The sequence below is a fragment of the Sphingobacterium bambusae genome, assembly GCF_033955345.1.
GTDB lineage: Bacteria > Bacteroidota > Bacteroidia > Sphingobacteriales > Sphingobacteriaceae > Sphingobacterium > Sphingobacterium bambusae.
In genome coordinates this window covers 3,550,154-3,573,515 of record NZ_CP138332.1, presented here as the reverse complement: position 1 = coordinate 3,573,515, position 23,362 = coordinate 3,550,154, and the positions used below count along the sequence as shown (strand labels likewise).

27 protein-coding genes are annotated in these 23,362 nt (G+C 43.4%); 2 read left to right on the top strand and 25 right to left on the bottom strand.

Translation table 11 applies throughout. The features are described from left to right. Window positions 1–82 precede the first annotated feature (82 nt). The 20 genes from rpmD to SCB77_RS14700 all read right to left on the bottom strand — a co-directional run bounded on the left by rpmD (window position 83) and on the right by SCB77_RS14700 (window position 9,130). Window positions 83–262, bottom strand: a complete 180-nt coding sequence (gene rpmD / locus SCB77_RS14795; protein WP_021071227.1) for a 50S ribosomal protein L30 — start codon at window positions 260–262, stop codon at window positions 83–85. A 5-nt stretch (window positions 263–267) separates the two neighbouring features. Continuing rightward, complete coding sequence (gene rpsE / locus SCB77_RS14790) at window positions 268–786, bottom strand: 30S ribosomal protein S5 (RefSeq protein ID WP_380935747.1); 519 nt, start codon at window positions 784–786, stop codon at window positions 268–270. 11 nt (window positions 787–797) lie between these two features. Next, window positions 798–1,151: a 50S ribosomal protein L18 gene (rplR, locus tag SCB77_RS14785; RefSeq protein WP_189626670.1), complete on the bottom strand. Its 354-nt coding sequence runs from the start codon at window positions 1,149–1,151 to the stop codon at window positions 798–800. A gap of 5 nt (window positions 1,152–1,156) precedes the next feature. Next, window positions 1,157–1,711 carry a 50S ribosomal protein L6 gene (gene rplF, locus SCB77_RS14780; RefSeq protein WP_320182778.1) on the bottom strand — a complete coding sequence of 185 codons (555 nt, stop codon included), beginning with the start codon at window positions 1,709–1,711 and terminating at the stop codon, window positions 1,157–1,159. A 23-nt stretch (window positions 1,712–1,734) separates the two neighbouring features. Further along, a complete protein-coding gene (rpsH, locus tag SCB77_RS14775) occupies window positions 1,735–2,133 on the bottom strand; it encodes a 30S ribosomal protein S8 (protein ID WP_320182777.1) in 399 nt (132 codons plus the stop codon). Window positions 2,134–2,274: 141 nt separating this feature from the next. Further along, complete coding sequence (gene rpsN, locus SCB77_RS14770) at window positions 2,275–2,544, bottom strand: 30S ribosomal protein S14 (protein ID WP_093100399.1); 270 nt, start codon at window positions 2,542–2,544, stop codon at window positions 2,275–2,277. Next, window positions 2,537–3,106 (bottom strand): 50S ribosomal protein L5, encoded by a 570-nt coding sequence (gene rplE, locus SCB77_RS14765; protein WP_320182776.1) that lies wholly within the window; start codon window positions 3,104–3,106, stop codon window positions 2,537–2,539. The genes rpsN and rplE overlap by 8 nt, the downstream gene beginning before the upstream one ends. Beyond that, window positions 3,106–3,447: a 50S ribosomal protein L24 gene (rplX, locus tag SCB77_RS14760; protein WP_380935744.1), complete on the bottom strand. Its 342-nt coding sequence runs from the start codon at window positions 3,445–3,447 to the stop codon at window positions 3,106–3,108. The genes rplE and rplX overlap by 1 nt, the downstream gene beginning before the upstream one ends. Before the next feature lie 2 nt (window positions 3,448–3,449). Next, window positions 3,450–3,818, bottom strand: a complete 369-nt coding sequence (gene rplN, locus SCB77_RS14755; protein WP_037498951.1) for a 50S ribosomal protein L14 — start codon at window positions 3,816–3,818, stop codon at window positions 3,450–3,452. Continuing rightward, complete coding sequence (gene rpsQ, locus SCB77_RS14750; RefSeq protein WP_037498947.1) at window positions 3,818–4,072, bottom strand: 30S ribosomal protein S17; 255 nt, start codon at window positions 4,070–4,072, stop codon at window positions 3,818–3,820. Before rpsQ ends, rplN begins: the two co-directional genes overlap by 1 nt. Before the next feature lie 14 nt (window positions 4,073–4,086). Then, window positions 4,087–4,308, bottom strand: a complete 222-nt coding sequence (gene rpmC / locus SCB77_RS14745; protein ID WP_320182775.1) for a 50S ribosomal protein L29 — start codon at window positions 4,306–4,308, stop codon at window positions 4,087–4,089. Window positions 4,309–4,402: 94 nt separating this feature from the next. Further along, window positions 4,403–4,825, bottom strand: coding sequence for a 50S ribosomal protein L16 (gene rplP, locus SCB77_RS14740; protein WP_320182774.1), 423 nt, complete (start codon window positions 4,823–4,825; stop codon window positions 4,403–4,405). A gap of 58 nt (window positions 4,826–4,883) precedes the next feature. After that, the gene (gene rpsC, locus SCB77_RS14735) at window positions 4,884–5,681 is read right to left on the bottom strand and encodes a 30S ribosomal protein S3 (RefSeq protein WP_320182773.1); all 798 of its coding nucleotides are present in this window, start codon (window positions 5,679–5,681) and stop codon (window positions 4,884–4,886) included. A gap of 11 nt (window positions 5,682–5,692) precedes the next feature. Then, a complete protein-coding gene (gene rplV, locus SCB77_RS14730) occupies window positions 5,693–6,124 on the bottom strand; it encodes a 50S ribosomal protein L22 (RefSeq protein WP_320182772.1) in 432 nt (143 codons plus the stop codon). 7 nt (window positions 6,125–6,131) lie between these two features. Continuing rightward, entirely contained in the window at window positions 6,132–6,398 is a 267-nt protein-coding gene (rpsS, locus tag SCB77_RS14725) for a 30S ribosomal protein S19 (RefSeq protein WP_037498931.1), read from the bottom strand. Then, window positions 6,398–7,225, bottom strand: coding sequence for a 50S ribosomal protein L2 (rplB, locus tag SCB77_RS14720; RefSeq protein ID WP_320182771.1), 828 nt, complete (start codon window positions 7,223–7,225; stop codon window positions 6,398–6,400). The genes rpsS and rplB overlap by 1 nt, the downstream gene beginning before the upstream one ends. A gap of 6 nt (window positions 7,226–7,231) precedes the next feature. Beyond that, entirely contained in the window at window positions 7,232–7,522 is a 291-nt protein-coding gene (gene rplW, locus SCB77_RS14715; protein WP_320182770.1) for a 50S ribosomal protein L23, read from the bottom strand. Window position 7,523: 1 nt separating this feature from the next. Further along, entirely contained in the window at window positions 7,524–8,153 is a 630-nt protein-coding gene (gene rplD / locus SCB77_RS14710; RefSeq protein WP_320182769.1) for a 50S ribosomal protein L4, read from the bottom strand. Window positions 8,154–8,158: 5 nt separating this feature from the next. After that, window positions 8,159–8,776 (bottom strand): 50S ribosomal protein L3, encoded by a 618-nt coding sequence (rplC, locus tag SCB77_RS14705; protein ID WP_320182768.1) that lies wholly within the window; start codon window positions 8,774–8,776, stop codon window positions 8,159–8,161. Window positions 8,777–8,959: 183 nt separating this feature from the next. Further along, window positions 8,960–9,130, bottom strand: a complete 171-nt coding sequence (locus SCB77_RS14700; RefSeq protein ID WP_320182767.1) for a hypothetical protein — start codon at window positions 9,128–9,130, stop codon at window positions 8,960–8,962. Between the two features lie 69 nt (window positions 9,131–9,199). On the opposite strand from SCB77_RS14700, the gene SCB77_RS14695 reads away from it, so the two are divergent. Next, a complete protein-coding gene (locus SCB77_RS14695; protein WP_320182766.1) occupies window positions 9,200–9,394 on the top strand; it encodes a hypothetical protein in 195 nt (64 codons plus the stop codon). Between the two features lie 321 nt (window positions 9,395–9,715). Here SCB77_RS14695 and SCB77_RS14690 read toward each other — a convergent pair whose 3' ends face one another. From SCB77_RS14690 to SCB77_RS14670, 5 genes are read right to left on the bottom strand one after another with little or no spacing between them, the layout of a single operon-like run. Continuing rightward, window positions 9,716–10,972, bottom strand: coding sequence for a glycoside hydrolase family 88 protein (locus tag SCB77_RS14690; RefSeq protein ID WP_320182765.1), 1,257 nt, complete (start codon window positions 10,970–10,972; stop codon window positions 9,716–9,718). Between the two features lie 17 nt (window positions 10,973–10,989). Then, window positions 10,990–12,258 (bottom strand): DUF2264 domain-containing protein, encoded by a 1,269-nt coding sequence (locus SCB77_RS14685; RefSeq protein ID WP_320182764.1) that lies wholly within the window; start codon window positions 12,256–12,258, stop codon window positions 10,990–10,992. 8 nt (window positions 12,259–12,266) lie between these two features. After that, on the bottom strand, window positions 12,267–14,252 hold the full coding sequence (locus SCB77_RS14680) for a heparinase II/III domain-containing protein (RefSeq protein WP_320182763.1): 1,986 nt from the start codon (window positions 14,250–14,252) through the stop codon (window positions 12,267–12,269). Continuing rightward, window positions 14,240–15,985, bottom strand: a complete 1,746-nt coding sequence (locus SCB77_RS14675; RefSeq protein WP_320182762.1) for a RagB/SusD family nutrient uptake outer membrane protein — start codon at window positions 15,983–15,985, stop codon at window positions 14,240–14,242. Before SCB77_RS14675 ends, SCB77_RS14680 begins: the two co-directional genes overlap by 13 nt. A 17-nt stretch (window positions 15,986–16,002) precedes the next feature. Continuing rightward, on the bottom strand, window positions 16,003–19,287 hold the full coding sequence (locus tag SCB77_RS14670; RefSeq protein WP_320182761.1) for a SusC/RagA family TonB-linked outer membrane protein: 3,285 nt from the start codon (window positions 19,285–19,287) through the stop codon (window positions 16,003–16,005). Between the two features lie 203 nt (window positions 19,288–19,490). Here SCB77_RS14670 and SCB77_RS14665 point away from each other — a divergent pair, with 203 nt between their 5' ends. Beyond that, window positions 19,491–23,348 (top strand): hybrid sensor histidine kinase/response regulator transcription factor, encoded by a 3,858-nt coding sequence (locus tag SCB77_RS14665; protein ID WP_320182760.1) that lies wholly within the window; start codon window positions 19,491–19,493, stop codon window positions 23,346–23,348. Window positions 23,349–23,362 lie beyond the last annotated feature (14 nt).

Genomic DNA, 23,362 nt, shown 5'->3' with positions numbered 1-23,362 from the left:
CTCACTAAACAGGTCGTAACGATTAAAAATAGAAATAATAAACGGGAATGGAAAGAGCCGTGATGACTCTTTCCATGTCCTATTAAATAGTTTCGATAGCTACCAAGTGGTTTACTTTTCTAACCATACCAATGATGGCTGGAGTAGCTTCAACTTCTACGGAGTGATTGATTTTTTTCAAACCTAAAGCCTCGATAGTTTTCTTTTGGCGCTCGCTTCTGTCGATAACGCTCTTTATCTGGGTGATTTTGATTTTTGCCATGATAATTAACCGTTAAATACTTTGTTTAAATCGACGCCACGGTTCTGCGCTACCGTGTATGCATCACGAAGGCTTCCTAGCGCATCGATCGTTGCTTTTACCACGTTGTGTGGATTGGATGAACCTAAAGATTTCGCCAATACGTCTTTGATACCAGCACTCTCTAGTACTGCACGCATAGCACCACCTGCAAGTACTCCTGTACCGTGTACTGCTGGTTGAACCAACACACGACCACCAGAGAACTTACCGTATTGCTCGTGAGGAACTGTACCGTTAATGATCGGAACCTTGATTAAGTTCTTCTTTGCATCATCGATACCTTTTGTGATAGCCTCGGTTACCTCTTTCGCTTTTCCAAGACCGTATCCTACGATACCGTTTTCATCGCCCACAACAACGATAGCAGAGAAACTGAAGGTACGACCACCTTTGGTCACTTTTGCCACCCGTTGGATGCTTACTAAGCGATCTTTTAATTCGATTTCGCTTGATTTTACTCTTTTGATATTGCTTAATGCCATGTTTTTCTTGATTAAAAGTCTAAACCGCCTTCGCGAGCACCTTCAGCCAATGATTTCACACGGCCATGGTATAAGTACCCATTACGGTCAAAAACTACTTTGCTAATTCCTGCTGCAACAGCTTTTTCTGCTACCAATTTACCAACTGCTTTAGACTGGTCAATTTTTGTTCCTGATGCTGCGAATTCTTTCGAAATCGAAGATGCAGATACCAAAGTTTTACCGTTTGTATCGTCGATAATTTGTGCGTAGATGCCTTTGTTGCTTCTGAAAACAGATAACCGTGGACGTTCAACCGATCCAGCAAGGCTTTTTCTGATTCCTTTTTTGATTCGCTCTCTGCGAGATGTTTTATTTGCTGCCATGGTTATTATTTTTTAGCTGATTTACCTGCTTTTCTTCTCAAAATTTCACCCGCAAACTTGATACCTTTACCTTTGTAAGGCTCTGGCTTACGGAAGCTACGGATTTTTGCTGCAACCTGTCCGATCAATTGTTTGTCTGCTGACTCCAAAATGATCGTTGGGTTTTTACCTTTTTCAGCCGTAGTTGATACTGTAATTTCCTTTGGCAACACGAAAACTATCTGGTGAGAGAAACCTAGGGTTAGCTCCAATGTATTTCCCGTGTTTGAAGCACGGTAACCTACACCCACCAATTCTTGCGTAGTTTTGTAACCTTCTGTAACACCTACAACCATGTTATTGATTAAGGCGCGGTACAATCCATGTAATGCTTTGTGTTTCTTTTGTTCAGTAGGACGTGTTACAACTACATTACCTTCTTCTTGTTGGATGGTAATGTCACGATCTACTTGTTGTGTTAATTCGCCCTTTGGTCCTTTTACTGTAACCAGATTTTTATCTGATACAGTAATCGTTACTCCCGAAGGAATAGCGATAGGCGCTTTTCCAATTCTTGACATTTCTTTTGTGTTTTTTACCTAGATTAATAAACGTAACATAAAACCTCACCACCTACATTTTGTAGACGAGCTTCTTTATCTGTCATTACTCCTTTAGAAGTTGACAAGATAGCGATACCCAAACCATTCAAAACGCGCGGCATGTCTTCCACACTTGCATACTTTCTTAAACCAGGTTTACTCACACGTGTCAACGTACGAATAGCCGGAATTTTGCTAACTGGGTGATACTTCAAAGCAACTTTGATAGATCCTTGAGGACCGTTTTCTTCGAATTTGTAATTAGCAATGTAACCTTTGTCGAAAAGAACTTTAGTGATCTCTTTTTTAAGGTTCGATGCAGGAATTTCAACAACCCTGTGGTTGGCCTTGATGGCATTCCTTACTCGTGTAAGGTAATCCGCTATTGGATCTGTATTCATTAGATATTAAATTATGACAATGGTTTCCTGAACTAACCTAACTCCCGGACCTGTTGTCTGTACATAAATTTTGCAATACGAAAAAAACCCGATAAACCCCTTACGGGTTTATCCGGGCAAAAGTAAAAGTTTTTTTTCTGATTACCAAGAAGCTTTTTTCACTCCCGGGATCTTTCCGTCTAAGGCCATCTCGCGGAATGTTACACGAGAGATACCGAATTGACGCATATATCCTTTTGGACGACCAGTCAATTTACAACGGTTGTGCAAACGTACTGGTGAAGCATTTTTTGGCAATTTGTCTAAAGCTGCATAATCACCAGCTGCTTTTAGTGCAGCACGTTTTTCAGCAAACTTAGCTACCAATTTCTGACGCTTTACTTCACGCGCTTTTAATCCTTCTTTAGCCATTGTTGTTTGTATTTTGATTTTTGAATGGTAAACCGAACTGTTTCAATAACTCCAATGCTTCGATATCGTTGCCTGCAGAAGTTACGAATGTAATATCCATACCTTGGATCTTGTTGATCTTGTCAATGTTGATCTCTGGGAAGATGATCTGCTCGGTGATACCCAAGTTGTAGTTACCTCTTCCATCGAAACCTTTGTCATTGATACCACGGAAGTCGCGGATACGAGGCAAAGATACAGCGATCAAACGGTCAAGGAATTCATACATGTTGTTGTCACGCAATGTAACACGTGCACCAACAGGCATTCCTTTACGCAATTTGAAGTTAGAGATATCCTTTTTAGATTTAGTAGAAACTGCTTGCTGACCAGTGATCAATGTCAACTCGGAAACCGCGTTGTCGATCAATTTCTTGTCAGAAGTAGCTGCACCAACACCTTGGGATACTACGATTTTCTCCAGTTTAGGAACTTGCATAACGCTTTTATACTGGAATTTTTCTTTAAGCGCTGTACGGATTTCCTCCGCATATTTCGCTTTTAATCTTGGTACGTAAGTCATTATTTAATTTCCTCCCCTGATTTTTTTGCGTAACGAACAATTTTACCATCCGCGTCCAAGCGACGACCAACGCGCGTAGGCTCGCCAGTTTTAGGGTCGATCAACGCTAAGTTGGAAATGGTGATTGCAGCTTCTTTCTCGATGATACCACCGTTAGGATTAGCCGCGCTAGGTTTAGTGTGTTTTTTAACGATGTTAGCGCCTTCAACGACAGCTCTGTTAGAGTCCACTAAAATTTGCAATACTTTCCCTTGCTTACCTTTAGAGTTACCAGCGATAACCTTCACTAAATCACCTTTTTTGATTTTGATTTTGTGAGTTGTTTTTGTTTTCTGTGCCATAATTATAAAACCTCCGGTGCTAGTGATACAATCTTCATGAACTGTTTCTCACGCAATTCACGAGCCACAGGCCCGAAAATACGTGTTCCACGTGGTTCATCGTTATTATTCAACAATACTGCTGCATTATCGTCAAAACGAATGTATGAACCATCTTTACGACGGATCTCTTTTTTCGTGCGAACAACAACTGCTTTAGAAACGGAACCTTTTTTCACGTTTCCTGAAGGTATAGCGCTCTTTACGGTAACAACAATCTTATCACCGATAGATGCATAACGCTTGCGCGTACCGCCCAATACACGGATTACTAAAACTTCTTTAGCTCCTGAGTTGTCGGCCACATTTAATCTTGATTCCTGTTGTACCATTATTTAGCTCTTTCTAAAATTTCAACTAATCTCCAGTTCTTTGTCTTACTCAGCGGACGAGTTTCCATGATTAATACCGTATCGCCGATACCGCAGGTATTTGTTTCGTCATGAGCTTTAAATTTAGTAGTTTTTTTAACGAACTTACCGTAGATCGGGTGTTTTACTTTACGTTCAACCGTTACGACGATAGACTTGTCCATCTTGTTGCTAACTACTAAGCCGATTCTTGTTTTTCTTAATTTTCTTTCCATTTCGACTTTACGTTTTACGCCTCAGAGGCTGTTTCCTGTGACTTAGCTTCATTTTTACGCTTAGAAACCTCTGTCGCGATGCGAGCGATGTTTTTGCGCGCAGCTTTGATGACATTAGGGTTCTCCACAGCAGAAACAGCATGTGCAAATTTCAACTTGTTAAGGGCAGCTTTCTCTTCTTTAAGACGAGCTACAAGTTCCTCTTGTGATAATTCGATGATTTCTGAATTTTTCATTTTCTTTCAGTTTGTGCAGGGTTATCAATTCTGTTTATAAGGTGCCTTGTGGGTAACGGCCACAAGGCTAAACTATTGACATTACCAGCGATTTTTATGCTTCTACGTAATCTCTACGTATAACAAACTTAGTTTGAACCGGCAATTTTTGAGCAGCTAAACGTAATGCTTCTTTGGCAACTTCCAAAGGCACACCTTCTGCTTCAAATAACATACGGCCTGGACGCACTACGGCTACCCAGTATTCTGGAGCTCCCTTACCTTTACCCATACGTACCTCTGCAGGTTTTTTGGTAACAGGCTTGTCAGGGAAAATACGGATCCACACTTGACCTTCACGTTTCATATAACGTGTTACGGCGATACGTGCTGCCTCAATTTGGCGGCTCGTGATCCATGCTGGCTCCAGTGACTTGATACCGAAAGAACCGAAAGCTAAATCCGCTCCACGAGAAGCGTTACCTTTCATACGGCCTTTCTGCATCTTTCTGAACTTCGTTCTTTTTGGCTGTAACATGTTCGTATTTTATTTAATCCGCCGTCCGGCGGACAACTATTGTAATCTATTAAACTTATTATCCTCTGTTTGCACCACCACGGTTATTACCGCCACGGTTGTTGTTTCCGCCACGGTTGTTACCGCCGCGTCCACCTTTGCGGTTATCGCGTTCGCGACGCTCGCCACCTTCATTGCCGGCACGGGTCTTCGTGTTAGATGTTTGGCCGATGTTAGGGGAAAGATCACGTTTACCGTAAACTTCACCTTTACAGATCCAAACTTTAACACCGATTTTACCGTAAGTCGTCAATGCTTCTGCCAAAGCGTAGTCGATATCTGCACGCAATGTGTGTAGAGGAGTTCTTCCTTCTTTGTACTGCTCGGTACGTGCCATCTCAGCACCACCCAAACGGCCAGAACACATTACTTTGATACCTTCAGCGCCCATACGCATTGTAGATGCAATGGTAGTTTTCATTGCACGACGGAATGAAATACGCGCTTCAAGTTGTTTTGCGATACCTTCTGCTACCAATTTCGCATCCAATTCAGGACGTTTGATCTCGAAGATGTTGATTTGAACGTCTTTTTTCGTCAATTTTTTCAACTCTTCTTTGATCTTGTCAACTTCTTGACCGCCTTTACCGATAACGATACCTGGACGTGCAGTGTGGATAGTAACCGTGATGCGTTTCAAAGTTCTTTCGATAACAACTTTTGCTACACCACCTTTTGCGATACGTACAGAAAGATATTTTCTAATTTTTTCGTCTTCAACTAACTTATCAGAATAGTTGTTGCCTCCGAACCAGTTAGAATCCCATCCTTTGATGATACCTAATCTGCTACCTATTGGATTTGCTTTTTGTCCCATTCTTATTTAAATTAGTTGTTTACTTTTTTTAAACTGTCTACTACCAAAGTAACGTGGTTTGAACGCTTGCGAATTCTGTAACCGCGACCCTGTGGAGCCGGACGCAATCTTTTCAATTGACGACCACCACCTACAGACACTTCCTTTACGAATAGCGCGCTGTCTTCCAAAGAAGCTCCTTCGTTGCTTGCTTCCCAGTTTTTGATAGCTGATAGTAATAATTTCTCAACACGAGCAGCTGCTTCTTTACCTGTGTGTTTCAAGATGTAAAGAGCGGTCTCCACTTTCTCGCCACGGATAAGATCTACCACTAAACGCATTTTACGAGGCGAAGTAGGGCAGTTCAATAACTTGGCAGTAGAAGCTCCTCCTACTTGAGCTTTTTCCTGCTCTTTACGCTGTCTGATAAGGACAGACTTTTTGAGTTTTTTTGTTGCTTCCATTACCTAATTATTTTTTCTTTTCTGCGTGGCCTTTGAATGTACGCGTAGGCGCAAATTCACCAAGCTTGTGACCAACCATATTTTCTGTTACATAAACAGGGATAAATTTATTCCCGTTGTGCACTGCGAAGGTATGGCCAACAAAATCAGGTGAAATCATTGATCTACGAGACCATGTTTTGATTACTGATTTTTTGTTTGTTTCATTCATAGAAAGAACTTTTCTTTCTAAGTTGTGATCGATATAAGGACCTTTTTTAATTGAACGAGCCATTATTTTTTCCTTCTCTCAATGATGTAACGATTCGATGTTTTCTTCTTGTAGCGTGTTTTGAAGCCTTTAGCTAACACACCTGTACGTGAACGAGGGTGACCTCCGGAAGTACGGCCTTCACCACCACCCATAGGGTGATCTACTGGGTTCATGGCAACACCACGAACGCGAGGACGACGACCTAAGTGACGTTTACGACCAGCTTTACCTAATACTTGGTTTGCTTTTTCAGCATTGGATACTGAACCAATGGTAGCAACACAAGTTAATAAGATCATACGAGTCTCACCTGAAGGCAATTTGATGATGGCATACTTACCGTCACGTGCTGACAATTGCGCATATGTTCCTGCGGAACGTGCAATTGAACCTCCTTGACCTGGGTTCAACTCGATGTTGTGGATGATCGAACCTAGTGGAATGTTAGCAAGTGGCAATGTATTACCAACTTCTGGGGCTACTTTATCACCTGCAACAACCGTTTGGCCAACTGTTAAACCAGCTGGAGCTACGATGTAACGTTTCTCACCATCAGCGTAGTGCAACAAAGCAATACGTGCTGTACGGTTTGGATCGTACTCGATAGTAGCTACTTTTGCAGGGATATCTTTTTTATCGCGTTTGAAATCAATTAATCGGTATGATTTTTTGTGTCCCCCACCGATATAACGCATAGTCATTTTACCGGATTTATTACGACCACCTGATCTCTTGTTGCTACCTACTACCAACGATTTTTCAGGAACGTTTGTAGTAACATCAGAGTAGTCTGCGCCTACTCTGAAACGCGTACCAGGGGTAACCGGTTTGAATCTTTTAACTGCCATTTCTTATTATAGTGTAGTGTAAAAGTCAATAGTTTCGCCATCTTTCACCGTGATGATGGCTTTTTTATACTTAGGGCTTCTTCCAGAAACGAAACCTGCTTTTGTGTAACGGCTTTTTGCTTTACCAGCTACAACCGCAGTGTTTACTGACAATACAGTTACACCGAACATTTCTTCAACAGCTTGTTTGATCTGGATCTTATTAGCTCTGTGATCAACTTTGAAAGAGTAACGGTTTGCTTTTTCCGTTAACAACGAAGCTTTCTCAGTCAAAATAGGTTTTTTGATAATTTCCATATTATTTAGCGAATGCTTCCTCCAAAGTTTTAACAGAATCTGCAGTTAACAAAAGTTTTGTCGCGTTCAACACATCGTATGTGTTCAAATCTGAAGCTGCGATTACTTTTACTTTCTTCAAGTTTCTGCTTGATAAATAAACATTGTTATCGTATGCTGGCAACACCAATAAGGTTTTTTCGTCAGCTACGTTCAACGCGTTGATCAAAGACACATAGTTTTTAGTTTTGATGGATTCGAAGCTTACCGCGTCTAACACCAAAATATTGTTTTCTTGTGCTTTGTAGCTCAATGCTGATTTACGCGCTACTTGCTTCAATTTTTTGTTCAATTTAAAGCTGTAGTCACGTGGTTGAGGACCGAATACACGACCACCACCATTAAACAATGGAGATTTGATAGAACCCGCACGAGCACCACCAGTACCTTTTTGTTTGTGTAATTTACGCGTAGAACCCGCGATCTCATTACGTTGTTTAGATTTGTGAGTTCCTTGGCGTTGGTTCGCTAAGTATTGTTTCACATCCAAATAGATCGCATGGTCGTTAGGCTTTACGCCGAATACTGACTCAGGCAGTTGCACCTTGGCACCTGTTTCTTTACCTGATAAATTTAATACGTTAACTTCCATCTCTACTATTTGTCTACGATTACATATGAACCTTTAGCTCCTGGAATGGAACCACTAACAACAATTAGGTTTTGATCAGCATAAACTTTCAAAATCTGTAAGTTTTGAACTTTTACTCTGTCACCACCTGTACGACCCGCCATGCGCATTCCTTTGAATACACGTGAAGGCCAAGAAGAAGCACCCAATGAACCTGGAGCACGTAGTCTGTTGTGCTGACCGTGAGTCGCACCACCTACACCACCAAATCCGTGACGCTTCATTACACCTTGGAAACCTTTACCTTTGGAAGTACCGACTACGTCTACGTACTCGCCTTCAGCAAAAATAGTTACATCCACGATGTCACCTAGTTGTTTCTCATCTTCGAAAGTTTTGAATTCAACTAGTTTACGCTTAGGAGTCACGCCCGCTTTTGCGAAGTGTCCTTTTAAAGGCGCTGTTGTGTTCTTTTCCTTAGCATCATCATAGCCAAGTTGAAGAGCCGCATAGCCATCCTTCTCTACCGTACGTATATGCGTTACCACGCACGGCCCAGCCTCAATTACTGTACAAGGGATATTCTTCCCTTCCGCATCGAACAGGCTGGTCATTCCTACTTTTTTACCAATAATTCCTGACATGTTATAAATAAAATTAATTAAACGTCCTTCGAAGCAGTAGGGCTTCGCTCAAGACACAATTTCCCCTAAGGGACTGCAAAGGTAAAGTATTTTTTGTAACTACCAAACAGTTAGTACATTATTTTTTTATTTTTTCCATCGGCAGCATCAACAATTTGGGAATCGTTTCCCAGTTATTGATCCTTAACGACAGCCCCTTTTCAGAAATTCACTACATTGCCCATCGCGTCGGCATCTATATCGTGTGAAAGCCCGTATAAAAAGATCCTCATCCCGACTCATCTTGAGTAAGATGCGCGCCGCATAGCGCAACAACCCGGTTGCACCTGTGCTTTTAAAAACTGTTCTCGCCATTTTCTTAGTTTTTAGTAAACAATTCTGTTCTACAAAGATCGGATCACAGCCGTGCAAAAAATAGGATATATGAGCCAAAAAACGGCTTGCTCAAAAAAAATGATTGGCTCATTTTTCCTACTTTTTAACGAAAAAACGCATTATTATTCATCTAAAAACAGCCTCCAAGAGCCTTCTGAGCAACATTTCTCCACATGCGAAAAAACGAAAAATCGCCAATCAAAAATGCTAGCACTTTTCGCAGAAATGCTAGCATTTTTGTAAAAAGTGCTAGCTCTTTTGTTAGAAGTGCTAGCTCTTTTGTTAGAAGTTCTAGCTCTTTTGTTAGAAGTTCTAGCACTTCTGTTAGAAGTTCTAGCATGTACAACAGAAATGCTAGCATGTGAAACCTATCATCTAGCATCTCCAAAAAAAGTGCTAGCCTTTCTGGTTAAAAAGCTAGCACTTCAGACCTACATGCTTACACTTATTATTCATATGCTAGCATTCCTACCTTCTTTGCTAGCTTATCTATTTCAACAGCTAGCATGTCGGACAAAACAGCTATCTCTTTTTTTCCAACAGCCAGCACTATAATCAGAAAGTCTAAAGCACGGATAAGCCATCCAATAATCTTTTATAACGCAGCAAAGCCTCCACATAATAATAGTCTGCATAGGTCAACGGCACGTCTACTTCGGTTTTATGTGGTATTGATCCTACACTATGCTCCAAAATAAATCCACCATTACTTTTATAGGCCGCTTTATACGGCGCTTTGGAAAGGCTCATCAACATGTCTTCAGCTTTAGCGATATACCACTTTATTTCCTTGTTCGACTTTACATAGTCGCTCAGTTCGAGTAGTGCCGAGGCCACAATGGCCGCGGTTGACGCATCGCGTAAATTACGCTGTGCATAATATTTGCTGTCCGTTTCCAACCGATCTTGGTTCATATCCCAATAGGGAACCAAATCCGCCGGAAGGTTGGGGTGGTTAAGGTAAAAAGCGGCTATTTTTCGCGCTTGCTTTAGATAGCGCTTGTCGCCTGTTTCGCGAAACATCATCGTATAGCCATACAGTGCCCAAGCTTGTCCCCGTGCCCAAGCCGATTCATCAAATGCGCCTTGGGCCGTTTTGCGGGCAACCACGGATCCATCTTCGACACGGTAATCGACCACATGGTATGAACTGTAGTCTTTTCTAAAATGGTTCTTCATGGTCGTGTTGGCATGTGTTTTCGCAATATCAGCAAATACCACCTTGCCGGTTAGCTTCGATGCCTGCGTCAAAAATTCCAGATTCATCATATTATCAATGATCACTGGATATTGCCAGGGCTGACCATCCCAGTTTTTCCCACCGTCCCAAGAGCGGATGGTTTTCGTATTTTGATTGAAGCGAGAAGCCAGTGAAGCGGCACCCGTTGCCAGCACCGGAACATATGCCGAGGAATCTCCCGTCAACCGCAACGCATTACCGAAACTACAGAACAGCATAAAACCCAAGTCGTGGGTGCCTGTATTCGCTTTCTCTTTTTCAAGGTAACGAAGCTTTGATTTTGCAATAGCCAATAAACCATCATCTCCCGTGGCTTCATAGAGGTATAAGGCTGTTCCGGGATAAAAGCCAGAGCACCACCAAGATGTTCCCCAATTGACATGTTTACCGTTCTGAAAGGTTGTCGGTATATCCGACTCCTCGATTTGGGATTCTAGATACTTTATTTGATTAGCCGCTTCTTGCAGATTCGTTTGCACGAACTGTTCGGAGAGCCTTAACTTCCTTTCCTGTGCTACCGCTTCAGGAGACAGCCCCGCTAGGATCAATGGTGCTGCCAGCAGCATAAATATTCTTATCATTTGATTATACAGATCTTTTAATACGTTACATAATAGTCTTTCGGAAAAGGTTCGCCTGCAAATGCCTTTTGCGAGGTCCATTTCTCGGATTTACAGGTCCAAAATTCGTCATCCGCGGGCAACCCTAAAGGCAGGAATGATAAGGAGCCTACATACATAGAGCCCGCATTAGTATAGTAATCTGCTAAGTTTTGCTGCTTATCTCCAACCAGCCCCATGCTTAGCCAACCTGATTGACGGAATGTCTCATCCCTGTAAATATGTCGAAGGATGGCTGTTAACCCCGCACGCACCTGTCCTTTCATTATATCTTCCGGCAACCTATTGTCTAGCGCTACGGCAGCCAAGGGCTGAAATGCCGCATTCCGATAGGTCGAAGATCGTCCCACCACGGTGTAATATCCCTCGGGCGATATTAGTCGTTCCAAATGATGGGCGTAGCGTTGCATACGCAAATATGCGCGCTCATACATCTCCTGGTAGATGGCCCCTGCCTTAATGTTATGCCGAAGCGACTCGACCTGCATACAATGGATGACATAGCCGTTGTAATGATCAAAACTGAAACGATCGCCGTCACTGTACCAACCATCGCCCACGTACCATTCCTTGTCAAACTTATGGACGGCATAATCAATCTTTTCCCGCATACACTCCTCACCTACCGCATACAAGAATGTTTCGGTCATTGCCGCAAACAGCAGCCAATTGCTCTCGTTAGGTTTGATACGGCGCAGTAGCTTGAACTCTTCGATTACCCGCGCTTTAGTTTCCCCCGCCAAAGGTTCCCATAATACTTGTGGCGCACGTAAGAAAGCCTGTGCCAAGTGAGCCGCATCAACCAATGTTTGCGACGATGAGCCCCGCCATGTAAAATAATCGGGAGACTGGGGGTCTACACCATATTGAATGCCCAACAAAGCCTGCTCCCTGAATTTCTTACGAAGAACACCTTCCGCCGACGCATCGTCTGGCAAAGCCAACCAAGGCGCTATGCCGGCAAGCAATCTGCCGAACGCCTCAAGATACCCTACACCAGGATCTCTTGTATCAAAGGTCGGACTGACCTCCATGGGCATGTTTTGGCGCAGTTGCTGCTTACTGATGTTCTCCAAGATCGGTGTAGCCATTCTACTAATTATGGAAACCCAGTAAGCACGGTCATCCAACTGCGTTCTATTTTTCAGCAGATGCTCTGGCTCAGCCGCTGCCAACGTAACATTTCTTTGCATGGCCACAGCTCCTCCAAAAATTCCTATGGCCTTTAACAGCAATCTTCTATTCATAAGTATGTTTATTTAATCTCCATGGTGTAGGCAATTTTTTCCTTTTTGCTGTTCCCGATAATCTCAACGCTTGACCTATACACATAGTCTCCCCACTGCTGACGTAAACGCTCATCCGCCGTAGACTTTTCTTCAACCTTCAGTCGAACCTTTGCGCCGTCAAAACGAAGATACATGGTTCGATTGTCCGGTAGCGCATAGATTAGCGCTCCACCCTGCACGGTAGGCCTTATCTGACTGATGAACATCAGTTCGCTAGGCTTCAGCCACTGTGTTAATTCAAAATCTTCGACAACGTTAATTTTCTGTTTTCGCTTATCCAGCTCAAAAGAACGTTTCCATGTATGAACTTTTGCCGACTCGGGATAAGCCTTCGCGATATCCAACGAGTAAAACGCTTTCCCTTTATCTTCCCTATAACGCACATCTGTCGCTCTAAACGCTTTGCCGTCCCTTTGTCCTACCCCATTTATCAACGGCAGGTTGTGCCACTGCGACTGCGTGTGCCACAAGGAATAGCGCGCCGCACTGAAAGTTTGCTTATTGTAGGTGGCAACGCCGACATCGATAAGCACCGGTACACCGTCATGATACAGGATAAAACTACCCACATCATTGTGGTTATGACTAACCCCATTATGCCCACCCATTCCGGCAAAAGCGATACCTTTTCCCTTCGTATCAGCGCTGATTACCGATAGGCCCAAACTCTCATAAAAAACGGACTCCTTCTCCTCCTGCCCGATCTTCCAGGTGTCCAGTTCATGGATATAGGGCAGGTACATAAAGAACGTGTGGAGCGAGCTGGTATTAAAGCTGGCCTTGTCAAGCGCATACATTTGAGCCGATAAACTTTTCCTCTGCGGGTCGTCAAATAACATCCCGTAGGTCCATATTTTTGCTGCCGAAGCAATTTGTCGGTAACTTGCGTCAGCAAAATTCACAAACACATTATCGGCTATGTGGGTATGCTGTATATAGTGACCAATATTATTGATTTTCTGTTGGTCAGCAAAGGACAGCCTGTCGGCCGATGATGAGGTAAGCCACAACAATAGTTGTCCTAGCTCTCCTCCGGCATGGCTCCAATAGGATGCCCCCTCATCTATAGCACCATCTTCCGGATAACTATCTATAAAACGATCAGCACTAAGCAGTAGCTTACGTAAAACGGCATGCAGCTGTTGCTCATCATCTTCGACCAGCAAGATAGTTTTCAGCACGTTGGTATTAATCCAAATATTCCAGTTATTGATAAAATCCGTGTCGAAACTCATCCACCAATAGGAGTCCTTTATATAAGGCTTAATAATTCTATCACTCAATTCCTTCTTTATCTTCCGGGCAAGATGCGGCGACACCATATCCAGATCATCTTTCATCAGGAAATAGAGAAAAGATAAGTCTGCCGCAGTTCGAGCGGCAACCAAATCGATATACCGATCAGTGGGATCCGGCAGCCCTGCTCCACTGCGTTGCGAAACGATATGAGCAGGGCTAACCCAAGTGCTTTCTTCCAAGGTAAGCCACAATCCATTGGCAATTTGAGATAAAAACCGCCCCCTCTTTTCCATAAGCTCACCAAGCACCAGTTGGCAAAGTATCTTCCTTCGTTCATCGACCAGCCGCTCATAATTTGTTCGATTACCTGTCGACTGAAACTCCAAGTAGACAGTGGCCAGTAAGGGCGGCCAGCTAAAGGAGTTGGCTCTTTCCGCCACTTTGATAAACGACTCCTTTTGCGCAGCGTCCAAATCGTCAAGCATGGTTTCCAAATCTGCTTTCGTCTGTTTCCTCCAATCCTGTATATGCGACATGGAGTAACTCGAAAGATCAGGATTGATTTTCTTCGATAAAATACTTTGCCCATAAACAGCAGGTAGGGACAACAAGAAGATCACTAAAACAAAGATTTGCGGCTTTTTCATCATGCATAATTTACCTTCGCCAAACCTTGTCCGTGCCCAAACGGATAAGATTGTTAATCCACCCATCCTTCATTTTGTTCCAAGTTTGGATTTCGTTGAATCTCCGTACGGGGAATCGGCCAGGTATAAAGGTGGTCGCCCGCCCAACTGTATGGTGCGTCGATCCTCCCGAATGCCTGCTTAATTCCATTCCCCGTATAAAATGACGTTTCCCTCCAAGTTTTCCAGCGCATCTCATCAAAAAAGATAATGCCTTCACACATCAATTCCCGACGTCGCTCATCACGTATCAGCTGGCGCATTTCAGTTTGGTTGGATGATATCGCGATAGCGGCAACACCGGCACGAGCTCTTACCTCATTTACTTTAGCAACAGCTTCCATTGTTCTTCCTGGGAGTTCATTCAAGGCTTCAGCCCATAAGAGTAATACGTCGGCAAATCGAATCACGATGTAATCATAGGCTCCGTTTGACCGATCAGGGATTCCGGGATTAGCACCTTCATAAACAAACTTACGTGGTAAATAATAAAATCTAGCAGGGATATCTGTCCGCAGATCAAATGTGTTACCAAATTCGGCTCTAAATGGCCAACGCATCGTGAACTGTTGGTCGACACCTGCATTATTTCCAACAAATGTACTATAGGGTAGTATCACATTAGTCGCCAAGCGCGGATCTCTATTTGAAAACGCCGACTGCAATCGTCCTTCGTTTCCGGTAGGCAAGTAGCGTGACATGTCGGCACCTCGTGCAGCGGCAGATGCTCTTTCTGCATCCGTGAGGTTGTTACGCAGGAAAAACACTTCACGTTGCGCTGCCGTCATCGCGGTAAATCCTGGAAGGATATTATCCCAGCTAAACTTTGTCCCATCGATATTTTCATAGCGATCCACCGCATCGGGATGAACGAGTATGGTATTCCAATTAGACCCAAACGCTGATCGCGATCCGAACACAAACTGATAATCCGATCCATATCCGGCCAAAGCCATATTCTGTATGCTAAAAATAACTTCAGGGCTCTGTTCGTTGCTGCCCTTAAAGAGATTGGCATAGTTCGCAAACAAGCTATGCCCCAAGTTCTGTACCGTTTGAAAATCAGCGATTGCATCGTCCCAACGCTGAAGATACATGTATACTTTTCCCCTTAGGGCGTAGGCCGCAGATTTCGTGATTCTTCCATAATTAACGTTACCAGCGTTGTACCGATCAGGAAGATTGGATTCCGCAATACAGTCATTAAGATCTGCCAAAATTTGATCCCATACTTCTTGTTCGGTATTTCGTCCACGTAAGACGTTATCCCATTCTATCGGCTCCAAGTAAATCGGCACGCCCTTGTACAACTGATTCAGCCTATAGTAAAAAAAAGCACGTAAAAACTTGACTTCTGCCAGATAACGTTGTTTTTTCTCGGTGGCCGAAGGCGAAACGTTCGTGATTCCCCAAATGGCATTGTTGGCGGCATGCACACCTTCATATAGGCCTTGCCATTCCGATGAAAAAAGTCCCGAGCTCGATGTCGCCGTTCCATTGAGCAGCACTTGGTTGTCTCTCGGCTGCAAGGTTACGTATTGATCGTATTTATAAAGTGTTTGTCCCAATCTCAGCGCTTGGTATACGCCATTAACACCTAGATCGGTCAAATTATCGGTGTTCCACATATTGGCCGTGAGCACCTGTGTCCGTGGCAAAGTATCCAGTAATCCCTTCTCGCATCCTATCATGGAAAACAAGGCAACTACCAAAGAAAAAGCGGCAACAGCCTTTATCAACTTTTTATATATTGTATTCATTGTATTGATCCTTTCTATTAAAATCCGATATTAAGTCCGAAAGCGTACTGCCTCATCGTTGGGTATTCCGCCGTGGAATTTCCGATTTCGGGATCGCCTCCCGGGAATTTGGTGAACAGCAAGAGATTTTCCCCCGAGAAGAATACCCGAAGATTTCGTATTTTTATACGCTCCGTCAAGTTCGAATGGAAGGTATAACCAAGCTGCAAATTGCGCAGTTTTATAAATCCATTGTCATAGAGCCAATAATCGCTCGCAACGTTATTGATATTTTCGCTATTGGCGCCATATTTTAAGCGCGGAAAGTAACCTTGCGTATTTGTTCTGGGATCAGTTGGGTTATTGGGATTATAAAAATAATGGTCTTCCGCAATCCGCGTGGTGACCTGATTTCCAGCTATCATAATGTTACTGTTATAACCATGGTCTGTCCAATAGTACTGTCCGCCCCACTCTCCAGCCCATATCATGGACATATCAAAGCCTTTGTATGAAAAATTGGCATTGAATCCAAAAATATACCGTGGTGCAGACGCTGTCCCGGTGAGATATTGATCATCAGTTCCCCCGTAAAGACCGTCTCCGTTCAAATCCGCATAAATAAGATCTCCATAATAAAGGCTAGCGCTACCATAGTTCTCCGCAGGATTCATGGTTCTTGTCAAGAATGCATAACCCGCATTTTTCATCGCCCTCACCCATTCAAAATCACCTTCTGACCGTATCATCCCAGTGGTGGGGCCACCGTTCACGTTGACCGATCCGTCAGCGTTGAAATAACTACCATCACCGCGATACACTTGTCGAAGGTAGTACTCGTTGATCATATGATTTTCCAACACTCGGCTAGTTCCTCCTGTAGACACCTGACCTAGGTTACTTGTCCAGGTGCGTGTACCATCCGCATTATCCACCCAGCCCTCTTGCAATGCTCCTTCAAATTTGGTAACCATATTCGCGTTGAGCGCAAAATTTCCCCCTAGGCTATAACTGAAGTCACCTCGTTTATCTCTCCAAGCCAAGCTTAGTTCAATCCCTCTGTTTCTTACTTCCGACTGATTGTACAATGGAGCCGCTCTAAATCCGGCCGTCAGCGGTACCTGAGCACGACGTATTCCATCATAAGATTGCTTATTATAATAATCTACCTGTACCGTTGCGCGGTTCTTTAAGGTAGCAAACTCCAGCCCAAGCTCTGTACTGGTTGTACCTTCCCAACGCAAATTAGGATTACCAAACTGCGACTCGCGCAGTGCATTCACCGGCGCAGCATTGAAAGAATAACTATTAGACCCGTACACGCCATGCCATGCGTAGTGATTCAAATCGTCTCCCAGATCATTCCCCAACCGCCCCCAAGATCCGCGGAGTCGCAAATTTTGAACATAGGGTTCTAGTGGCTTCATAAATGCTTCCTTAGAGATATTGTAGCCTAAACCTACAGAGAGAAAATTACCGTATTTATAGTTTGCTCCAAATTTGGAAGATCCGTCTCGCCTTAAATTAAACTCGACCAAATATTTGCTGTCGTAATCGTAGGTAATGCGCCCGAAAAAGGAACGCATGGCCATGTCGACCTCCCCTCCGCTTATGGAAACCATTTCTGTGGCAGAACCAATATTGGTGATAGTAGGATCTATCAAGCCGCGTTGCGTAGCTCCGAAACTACTACTTTTAAAGTAATATTCGTTATGCCCCAATATGACGCCGAGATTATGTACATCGAAAGCTTTGTTGTAGCGAAGCACGTTATCGAAGGTTTTCCTATACTGCTTTGCTGCAGATTGTGAGGTGGTCATCTGTGCAGGAACCGCCGCCGTATTGACAGGTTCCATGGTAGAAAAATCATAGCGCAACGAAGGGTTTGCAAAAGTATTAACTTCATCAAAACGAGCATTATAGTTGAAACTAGTTTCAAATTTAAGGCCATCCAAAATGTCAACGTGCGCAAACAAAGTTGTGTTTAAATACGTACGTTCATTGCTCCCTAAATTATCATAAAGATAGAGCAAGAGATTATTCAGTTGAGAAGATTCATTAGAAGAAGCCACGGCACCACCAAATTGTCCTTCATACATCGGATAAATCCCGGGCGTGGTCTGCCGTAAAAAGTTATACAGATTTGCGTCGCTACCTCTATCCCTACGTTCGTTATATAAAAACGTATTGGTTACGAGACTTAAAAAATCTTTAATCTTAGATTGCAAATTAACACGTCCATCATACCTCTTCATCCCCGTATTATGCATAATACCAGGATTGTTTTGATACCGTGTGGAAACACCATAGGTAGTGTTATCGTTGCCACCATCCATACGCAGGTTGTGATTTTGTAGCCAATTCTCATTGTATATCCATTCACCCCAGTCTACGTTGGGATAAGCAACATAGTTGGGCAGTCCGGATGGAGCCAATATACCATTTGGATCTGCAGTTGCCCGTGTCCACAAATCGATCGCATCTTGGGTATAATGTCCTGCAACTCCAACATTTTCTGCCGCTTCATTATAAAGCTGCATATGCCTTACATAATCACTTACAAAAGTAGGCTTGACGGAAGGGTTTAGTCGGGAAAAAATAGTGGAATAGCTAACTTGCGAAGGTCGGTTTGCACCTTTTTTTGTGGTGATCATAATTACGCCATTGGCAGCTCTGGCACCATAAATAGCCGCCGTATTGGCATCCTTCAAAACGGAAATCGTTTCAATGTCTTCTGGGTTTACCAAATCCATAGAAGGTTGTTGGATGCCATCGATGATAATTAATGAGCTGGCGTAGTTTAAACTCCCCGATCCACGAACGCGGATCGTTGCACCGTCGCTTCCGGGCCTTCCGTTTCCCTGATTCACTTGCACGCCAGCAGCCAGTCCCGATATAGCCGTTGATACATTGGTGACGGGTCTGTTAGCTAGCTGTTCCCCGCCAATAGTGGCTACAGAGCCCAATACCTTGGAGCGCGTTCGCGTATCATAACCAACAACCACAACTTCTTCAAGATCGGTGTCTGTGGACGCTAGGATGATATCCAGCGTGTTCCGTCCATTGACCGGAATCTCTTGGCTCTCATAGCCAACACTCGTAACGATCAGCATTGCATTGTCAGGAACGAGTATAGTAAATGTTCCAGATACGTTGCTGGATGTAGAAGTCCCTCCTGTCTTCTCTTTAATCGACACACCAGGAACAACCTGCCCGCCTTTGTCGGTCACACGCCCCGAAACAGTCACTTTCTGCTGAGCCATACTGAGATGTGTAGCACATAGCAAGAGCATTAATAGCCCCATTTTGTAAATCTTCATCATACTTTTGGTTTTGTTAACTGTATAAGATTGGTTACTTAATGGCTCAAAATTCACCTATTTACGGTATGTGGGAGGGGGATAATCTTAAATACTTGGGGGCAAAATCGTAAATAAAATGCCATTTACGGCGAAAGGCTATTCATTAATTGGTGAAAATCATAAATTCGTTCAGAATTTAGATTATAACCATACATACTCCGAAGATGCACTTTTTTCTATATCTGCGTATCGCTGCAATTCTATATCTAATGTACGCTCTACAGGTGGATGCACAGACACTTCGTTTCACGTCGCTTACCGAAGAAAATGTATTCGACAAGCAGCCGGTACTCAGCATTGCACAAGACCAACGAGGTCAGTTATGGTTTGCAGGAGAATACGGAATTTACACCTACGATTCGGAACACATTGTTGATGCAGCCGTTCGCGATAGCGCTTTTCAAAAAATAGGCTATATCACAAAAATCAAAATAAACAAAGAGAACCATCTGTTGGTTGCTACAGCCACGAATTTTCGTCTTTACGACCTGAACAGCCGAAAAGCCGTTTATGATGGCGACCAACCATTTGATAAAAAACTAGTTGTTCTTGACATGGTATTAACGGATAAACACAGTTTTCTCTGCACTTCCGACGGCCTTTATGTTCTTCATCAACAGGCAGCTTCCTATCGGCTTGAAAAGATCTTGGATCGAAAGAACCTGCAAAGCATAGTCGCCCTGAAGAACGACCGTTATGCCGTGACAAGCAGTAATGGCGTAGAACTCTTGACCTACCATAAAAAGCAAGTGAAGGATATGGTAAACCTTCATATGCCCATAGGGCTTGAAAGGGAGCGGGTTATGACCTGTATATTTTCGGAAAGCAAGAGCCTATGGGTAGCTACCAAATTTCGAGGCCTTTTTCATTACGACCTAACAAAAGGTATATGGACAAATTACAACGAGAACAACAGTAACCTGCTCAGCAATAATGTGCGAAAAATAATAAGAGATCCAGAGGGGCGGCTGCTTATTGGAACGTTAAAGGGACTCTCTGTAAAAGGCCATGGAGCTCAATTCAACAACTTCAAACATCACGCTCGATGGGGAAACTCATTAAGTCAAAATTCCATTTATGATCTTTTCATCGATAATCAAAAGATCGTGTGGATAGGTACATACTTTGGCGGCATCAATGCGCTCTTTCCACCCCTAATCAAGCTCGATGTATACGCCACACGATCGCCGGCGCCATTTCAACTCAATAGCGATATTGTGGGCAGCTTTGCCGAGTCAGCAGATGCCTATTGGATTGGCACCGAAGAAGAAGGTATCAGTGAAATGGATAAGGACACGCGTCGAATCGTAGCACGTCCACAAGTGGCAAAATCCAACCTCGTCAAAGACCTGTATGTACGCGATGGTAAACTTTACATTGCACAATATGCCGGAGGATATGCGACACTAGACATCGCGACTCGAGAAAGTAAGCATTATTCGTTGCACGAGGACGCCCATCATATCTTCAATAATGTATTTAGCATATATGTGGACGCAAAACATACCATATACCTGGGCACCAACCTCGGCACCTTCCGCGTTGAGGAAGGGGAAAAACCGATCCTTATTCCAGAACTAAGCCCATTCACGGTCGCAGATATGCAGGAAGACAAGAACAAACGCGCTTACTTCCTTTTAAATACCCAGCTATACTACAAAGATCTGTACGGAAAAACCTTCTTAAGAGACAGCCTAAACAATCTTGCTATACAAGGTTTCTGTATCGACGACAACAACAACCTTTGGTTGACGACCGCGGAATCCGTGTATAAAAAATCGACAAACGGCGAGCTTATCCAGGTAGCGCGCTTTCGCGAGAACATGCTCGGCTCGCCAATTTATTACGACAATAAACTATGGATTACCAGTAAAAATGGCCTGGTCTATTATGATGTCAAAACAAAATACAGCACCATCTTGAACCAACATGATGGCCTTCCTGTAAAAAACCTACAAAGTGCACGAGGCTTTTTGACAAAAGACGGCCGTATTTTTATCACGACGCTGAACGGCCTAGTATCGTTTATGCCCAAAGACATTCGTTTCAATAACACTATCCCGCATGTTATTCTCCGAAATATCTCGGTAAATGAATCTGTACTTCCTGTAGATCGCATAGTCGAAGACAAAGAAAACACAATGTATGAGATCGTGCTTGCCCACGATGAAAACATCATTGCCATTGACTTTTCCAGCTCCAATTTCATCAAGCCGCTAAAGAATAGATTTCGTTACAAATTAGAGGGATTTGACAAAGATTGGATAGAAACCAATTCTGGAAAGATACGCTACACCAATATTCCGGAGGGGAAACACAGCTTATTGATTTATGCCAGCAACAACGACATGCGGTGGAGCAAGAGCCCGCTTAAAATTATGTTGGTTATCCGTCCACCACTTTGGAAAACCTGGTGGGCTTATCTTGTATATGCAGTCTTTGCAGCAGCTGCAGTACATTTTCTGATTAAATTTATTGTGGAGCGTGAGGTACTTATCAATTCCGAAAAAGAATACGAGAAAAAAATCAAGTTCTTCACGCAGGTGTCTCACGAAATCCGCACACCGCTAACCCTGATCACCGCTCCGCTGGATGAAATTATTAACGAAACCGCCCAGCAGTCGGAGACGCAGCAAAAAGTGCGTCGCGTGAAGAAAAATGCGGATAAATTATTGCTGATCATCAATGAGCTATTAGACTTCAAAAGGTTTGATGATCTGAAACAACAGCTCCGGAAAACAGAGGTGCCGCTAAAGGCGTACATCGAAGATAATTTCTATCTATTGCACGATCTTGCGCAAAGCAAGAACATTCGCTATTACATTCGAAGAATTGACACCGTGGGTACATTTTGGCTGGATGTACAGCAATTTGATAAGGTTTTGCTGAATCTACTATCCAATGCGCTGAAATACACACCTACCGGTGGAACGGTCTATTTGGAACTCATAGACGCGAACGATAGCATAGAAATCCATGTTGTCGACAACGGAATAGGTGTATTGGAAGAAAACCAGTTTAAAATCTTTGAAGAATACTATCGAGAGTCTCATACGGAAGACGTCATAGGCACTGGTATAGGGCTAGCACTCAGCAAAGAGATTGTGCACAGACATAACGGAGAAATATTTTGTTCATCGCTGCAGAGAAAGAACGAACGTTGGACTATATTTACGGTTACGCTTCGAAAAGAGTATCAAATCGATCAGCCCAATTCTATTGATTTCGTTGCGCCCAGCACAGCGCTTCTGCCCTTGGCAACGTACCGCAAGCATGATGTGCAGGAAATCATCCTTTTAGTAGAGGACAACCCAGAAATGCTTGACCTGTTAATTCATCTTTTTGAAGAGCATTACACCATTCTTACCGCTACCGACGGCGTGGACGCACTTGAAAAAGCACGCTTGCATCTGCCAGACATCATCTTGTCGGATATTATGATGCCCAATATGAATGGTGTAGAGCTTTGTCAGGCCGTGAAAACCGATATCAAAACGAGTCACATCCCTTTTGTACTCCTGACAGCTGTTAACGATTCCAATGTACAACTGAGCACCTTAACATATGGCGCAAACCTATACCTCGTTAAGCCTTTTGAAAAAAAGCATCTTTTCTTTTCCGTGTACAACCTTCTACAGATCAGCCAGAGAAATAGGGAGAATTTTAGACTGCAGGCCACGGTCAGCAGCAACGAGAGCGACAATAAGTTTATCCAGTCCTTAGATACACTTATCGAAAATCACCTGCTCAGCGAGCATTTCGACGTAGAATTCATCTCCAAACAAATGGGTATGAGCCCGCCTATCCTTTACCGTAAATTAAAGGCAATGACCAACTTATCGCTAAACAACTATGTAAAGACCTACCGTTTAACAAAGGCCAAGGAGCTACTCAAAACAAACCTCAACATCAGTGAGGTGGCTTATGCCGTTGGTTTCTCCGATCGGAAATATTTTAGTAAAGAATTTAAAAAGCAGTTCGGCATGACGCCGTCCGTCTATCTAGCCAACGAACGGCAATAGCCAAAAGCGATCAT

Excerpts from the sequence above, each read along its gene's own strand:
- rpmD (WP_021071227.1), bottom strand. The coding sequence starts at position 262 with ATGGCAAAAATCAAAATCACCCAGATAAAGAGCGTTATCGACAGAAGC.
- rpsE (WP_380935747.1), bottom strand. The coding sequence starts at position 786 with ATGGCATTAAGCAATATCAAAAGAGTAAAATCAAGCGAAATCGAATTA.
- rplR (WP_189626670.1), bottom strand. The coding sequence starts at position 1,151 with ATGGCAGCAAATAAAACATCTCGCAGAGAGCGAATCAAAAAAGGAATC.
- rplF (WP_320182778.1), bottom strand. The coding sequence starts at position 1,711 with ATGTCAAGAATTGGAAAAGCGCCTATCGCTATTCCTTCGGGAGTAACG.
- rpsH (WP_320182777.1), bottom strand. The coding sequence starts at position 2,133 with ATGAATACAGATCCAATAGCGGATTACCTTACACGAGTAAGGAATGCC.
- rpsN (WP_093100399.1), bottom strand. The coding sequence starts at position 2,544 with ATGGCTAAAGAAGGATTAAAAGCGCGTGAAGTAAAGCGTCAGAAATTG.
- rplE (WP_320182776.1), bottom strand. The coding sequence starts at position 3,106 with ATGACTTACGTACCAAGATTAAAAGCGAAATATGCGGAGGAAATCCGT.
- rplX (WP_380935744.1), bottom strand. The coding sequence starts at position 3,447 with ATGGCACAGAAAACAAAAACAACTCACAAAATCAAAATCAAAAAAGGT.
- rplN (WP_037498951.1), bottom strand. The coding sequence starts at position 3,818 with ATGGTACAACAGGAATCAAGATTAAATGTGGCCGACAACTCAGGAGCT.
- rpsQ (WP_037498947.1), bottom strand. The coding sequence starts at position 4,072 with ATGGAAAGAAAATTAAGAAAAACAAGAATCGGCTTAGTAGTTAGCAAC.
- rpmC (WP_320182775.1), bottom strand. The coding sequence starts at position 4,308 with ATGAAAAATTCAGAAATCATCGAATTATCACAAGAGGAACTTGTAGCT.
- rplP (WP_320182774.1), bottom strand. The coding sequence starts at position 4,825 with ATGTTACAGCCAAAAAGAACGAAGTTCAGAAAGATGCAGAAAGGCCGT.
- rpsC (WP_320182773.1), bottom strand. The coding sequence starts at position 5,681 with ATGGGACAAAAAGCAAATCCAATAGGTAGCAGATTAGGTATCATCAAA.
- rplV (WP_320182772.1), bottom strand. The coding sequence starts at position 6,124 with ATGGAAGCAACAAAAAAACTCAAAAAGTCTGTCCTTATCAGACAGCGT.
- rpsS (WP_037498931.1), bottom strand. The coding sequence starts at position 6,398 with ATGGCTCGTTCAATTAAAAAAGGTCCTTATATCGATCACAACTTAGAA.
- rplB (WP_320182771.1), bottom strand. The coding sequence starts at position 7,225 with ATGGCAGTTAAAAGATTCAAACCGGTTACCCCTGGTACGCGTTTCAGA.
- rplW (WP_320182770.1), bottom strand. The coding sequence starts at position 7,522 with ATGGAAATTATCAAAAAACCTATTTTGACTGAGAAAGCTTCGTTGTTA.
- rplD (WP_320182769.1), bottom strand. The coding sequence starts at position 8,153 with ATGGAAGTTAACGTATTAAATTTATCAGGTAAAGAAACAGGTGCCAAG.
- rplC (WP_320182768.1), bottom strand. The coding sequence starts at position 8,776 with ATGTCAGGAATTATTGGTAAAAAAGTAGGAATGACCAGCCTGTTCGAT.
- SCB77_RS14700 (WP_320182767.1), bottom strand. The coding sequence starts at position 9,130 with ATGGCGAGAACAGTTTTTAAAAGCACAGGTGCAACCGGGTTGTTGCGC.
- SCB77_RS14695 (WP_320182766.1), top strand. The coding sequence starts at position 9,200 with ATGAGCCAAAAAACGGCTTGCTCAAAAAAAATGATTGGCTCATTTTTC.
- SCB77_RS14690 (WP_320182765.1), bottom strand. The coding sequence starts at position 10,972 with ATGATAAGAATATTTATGCTGCTGGCAGCACCATTGATCCTAGCGGGG.
- SCB77_RS14685 (WP_320182764.1), bottom strand. The coding sequence starts at position 12,258 with ATGAATAGAAGATTGCTGTTAAAGGCCATAGGAATTTTTGGAGGAGCT.
- SCB77_RS14680 (WP_320182763.1), bottom strand. The coding sequence starts at position 14,252 with ATGGGTGGATTAACAATCTTATCCGTTTGGGCACGGACAAGGTTTGGC.
- SCB77_RS14675 (WP_320182762.1), bottom strand. The coding sequence starts at position 15,985 with ATGAATACAATATATAAAAAGTTGATAAAGGCTGTTGCCGCTTTTTCT.
- SCB77_RS14670 (WP_320182761.1), bottom strand. The coding sequence starts at position 19,287 with ATGATGAAGATTTACAAAATGGGGCTATTAATGCTCTTGCTATGTGCT.
- SCB77_RS14665 (WP_320182760.1), top strand. The coding sequence starts at position 19,491 with ATGCACTTTTTTCTATATCTGCGTATCGCTGCAATTCTATATCTAATG.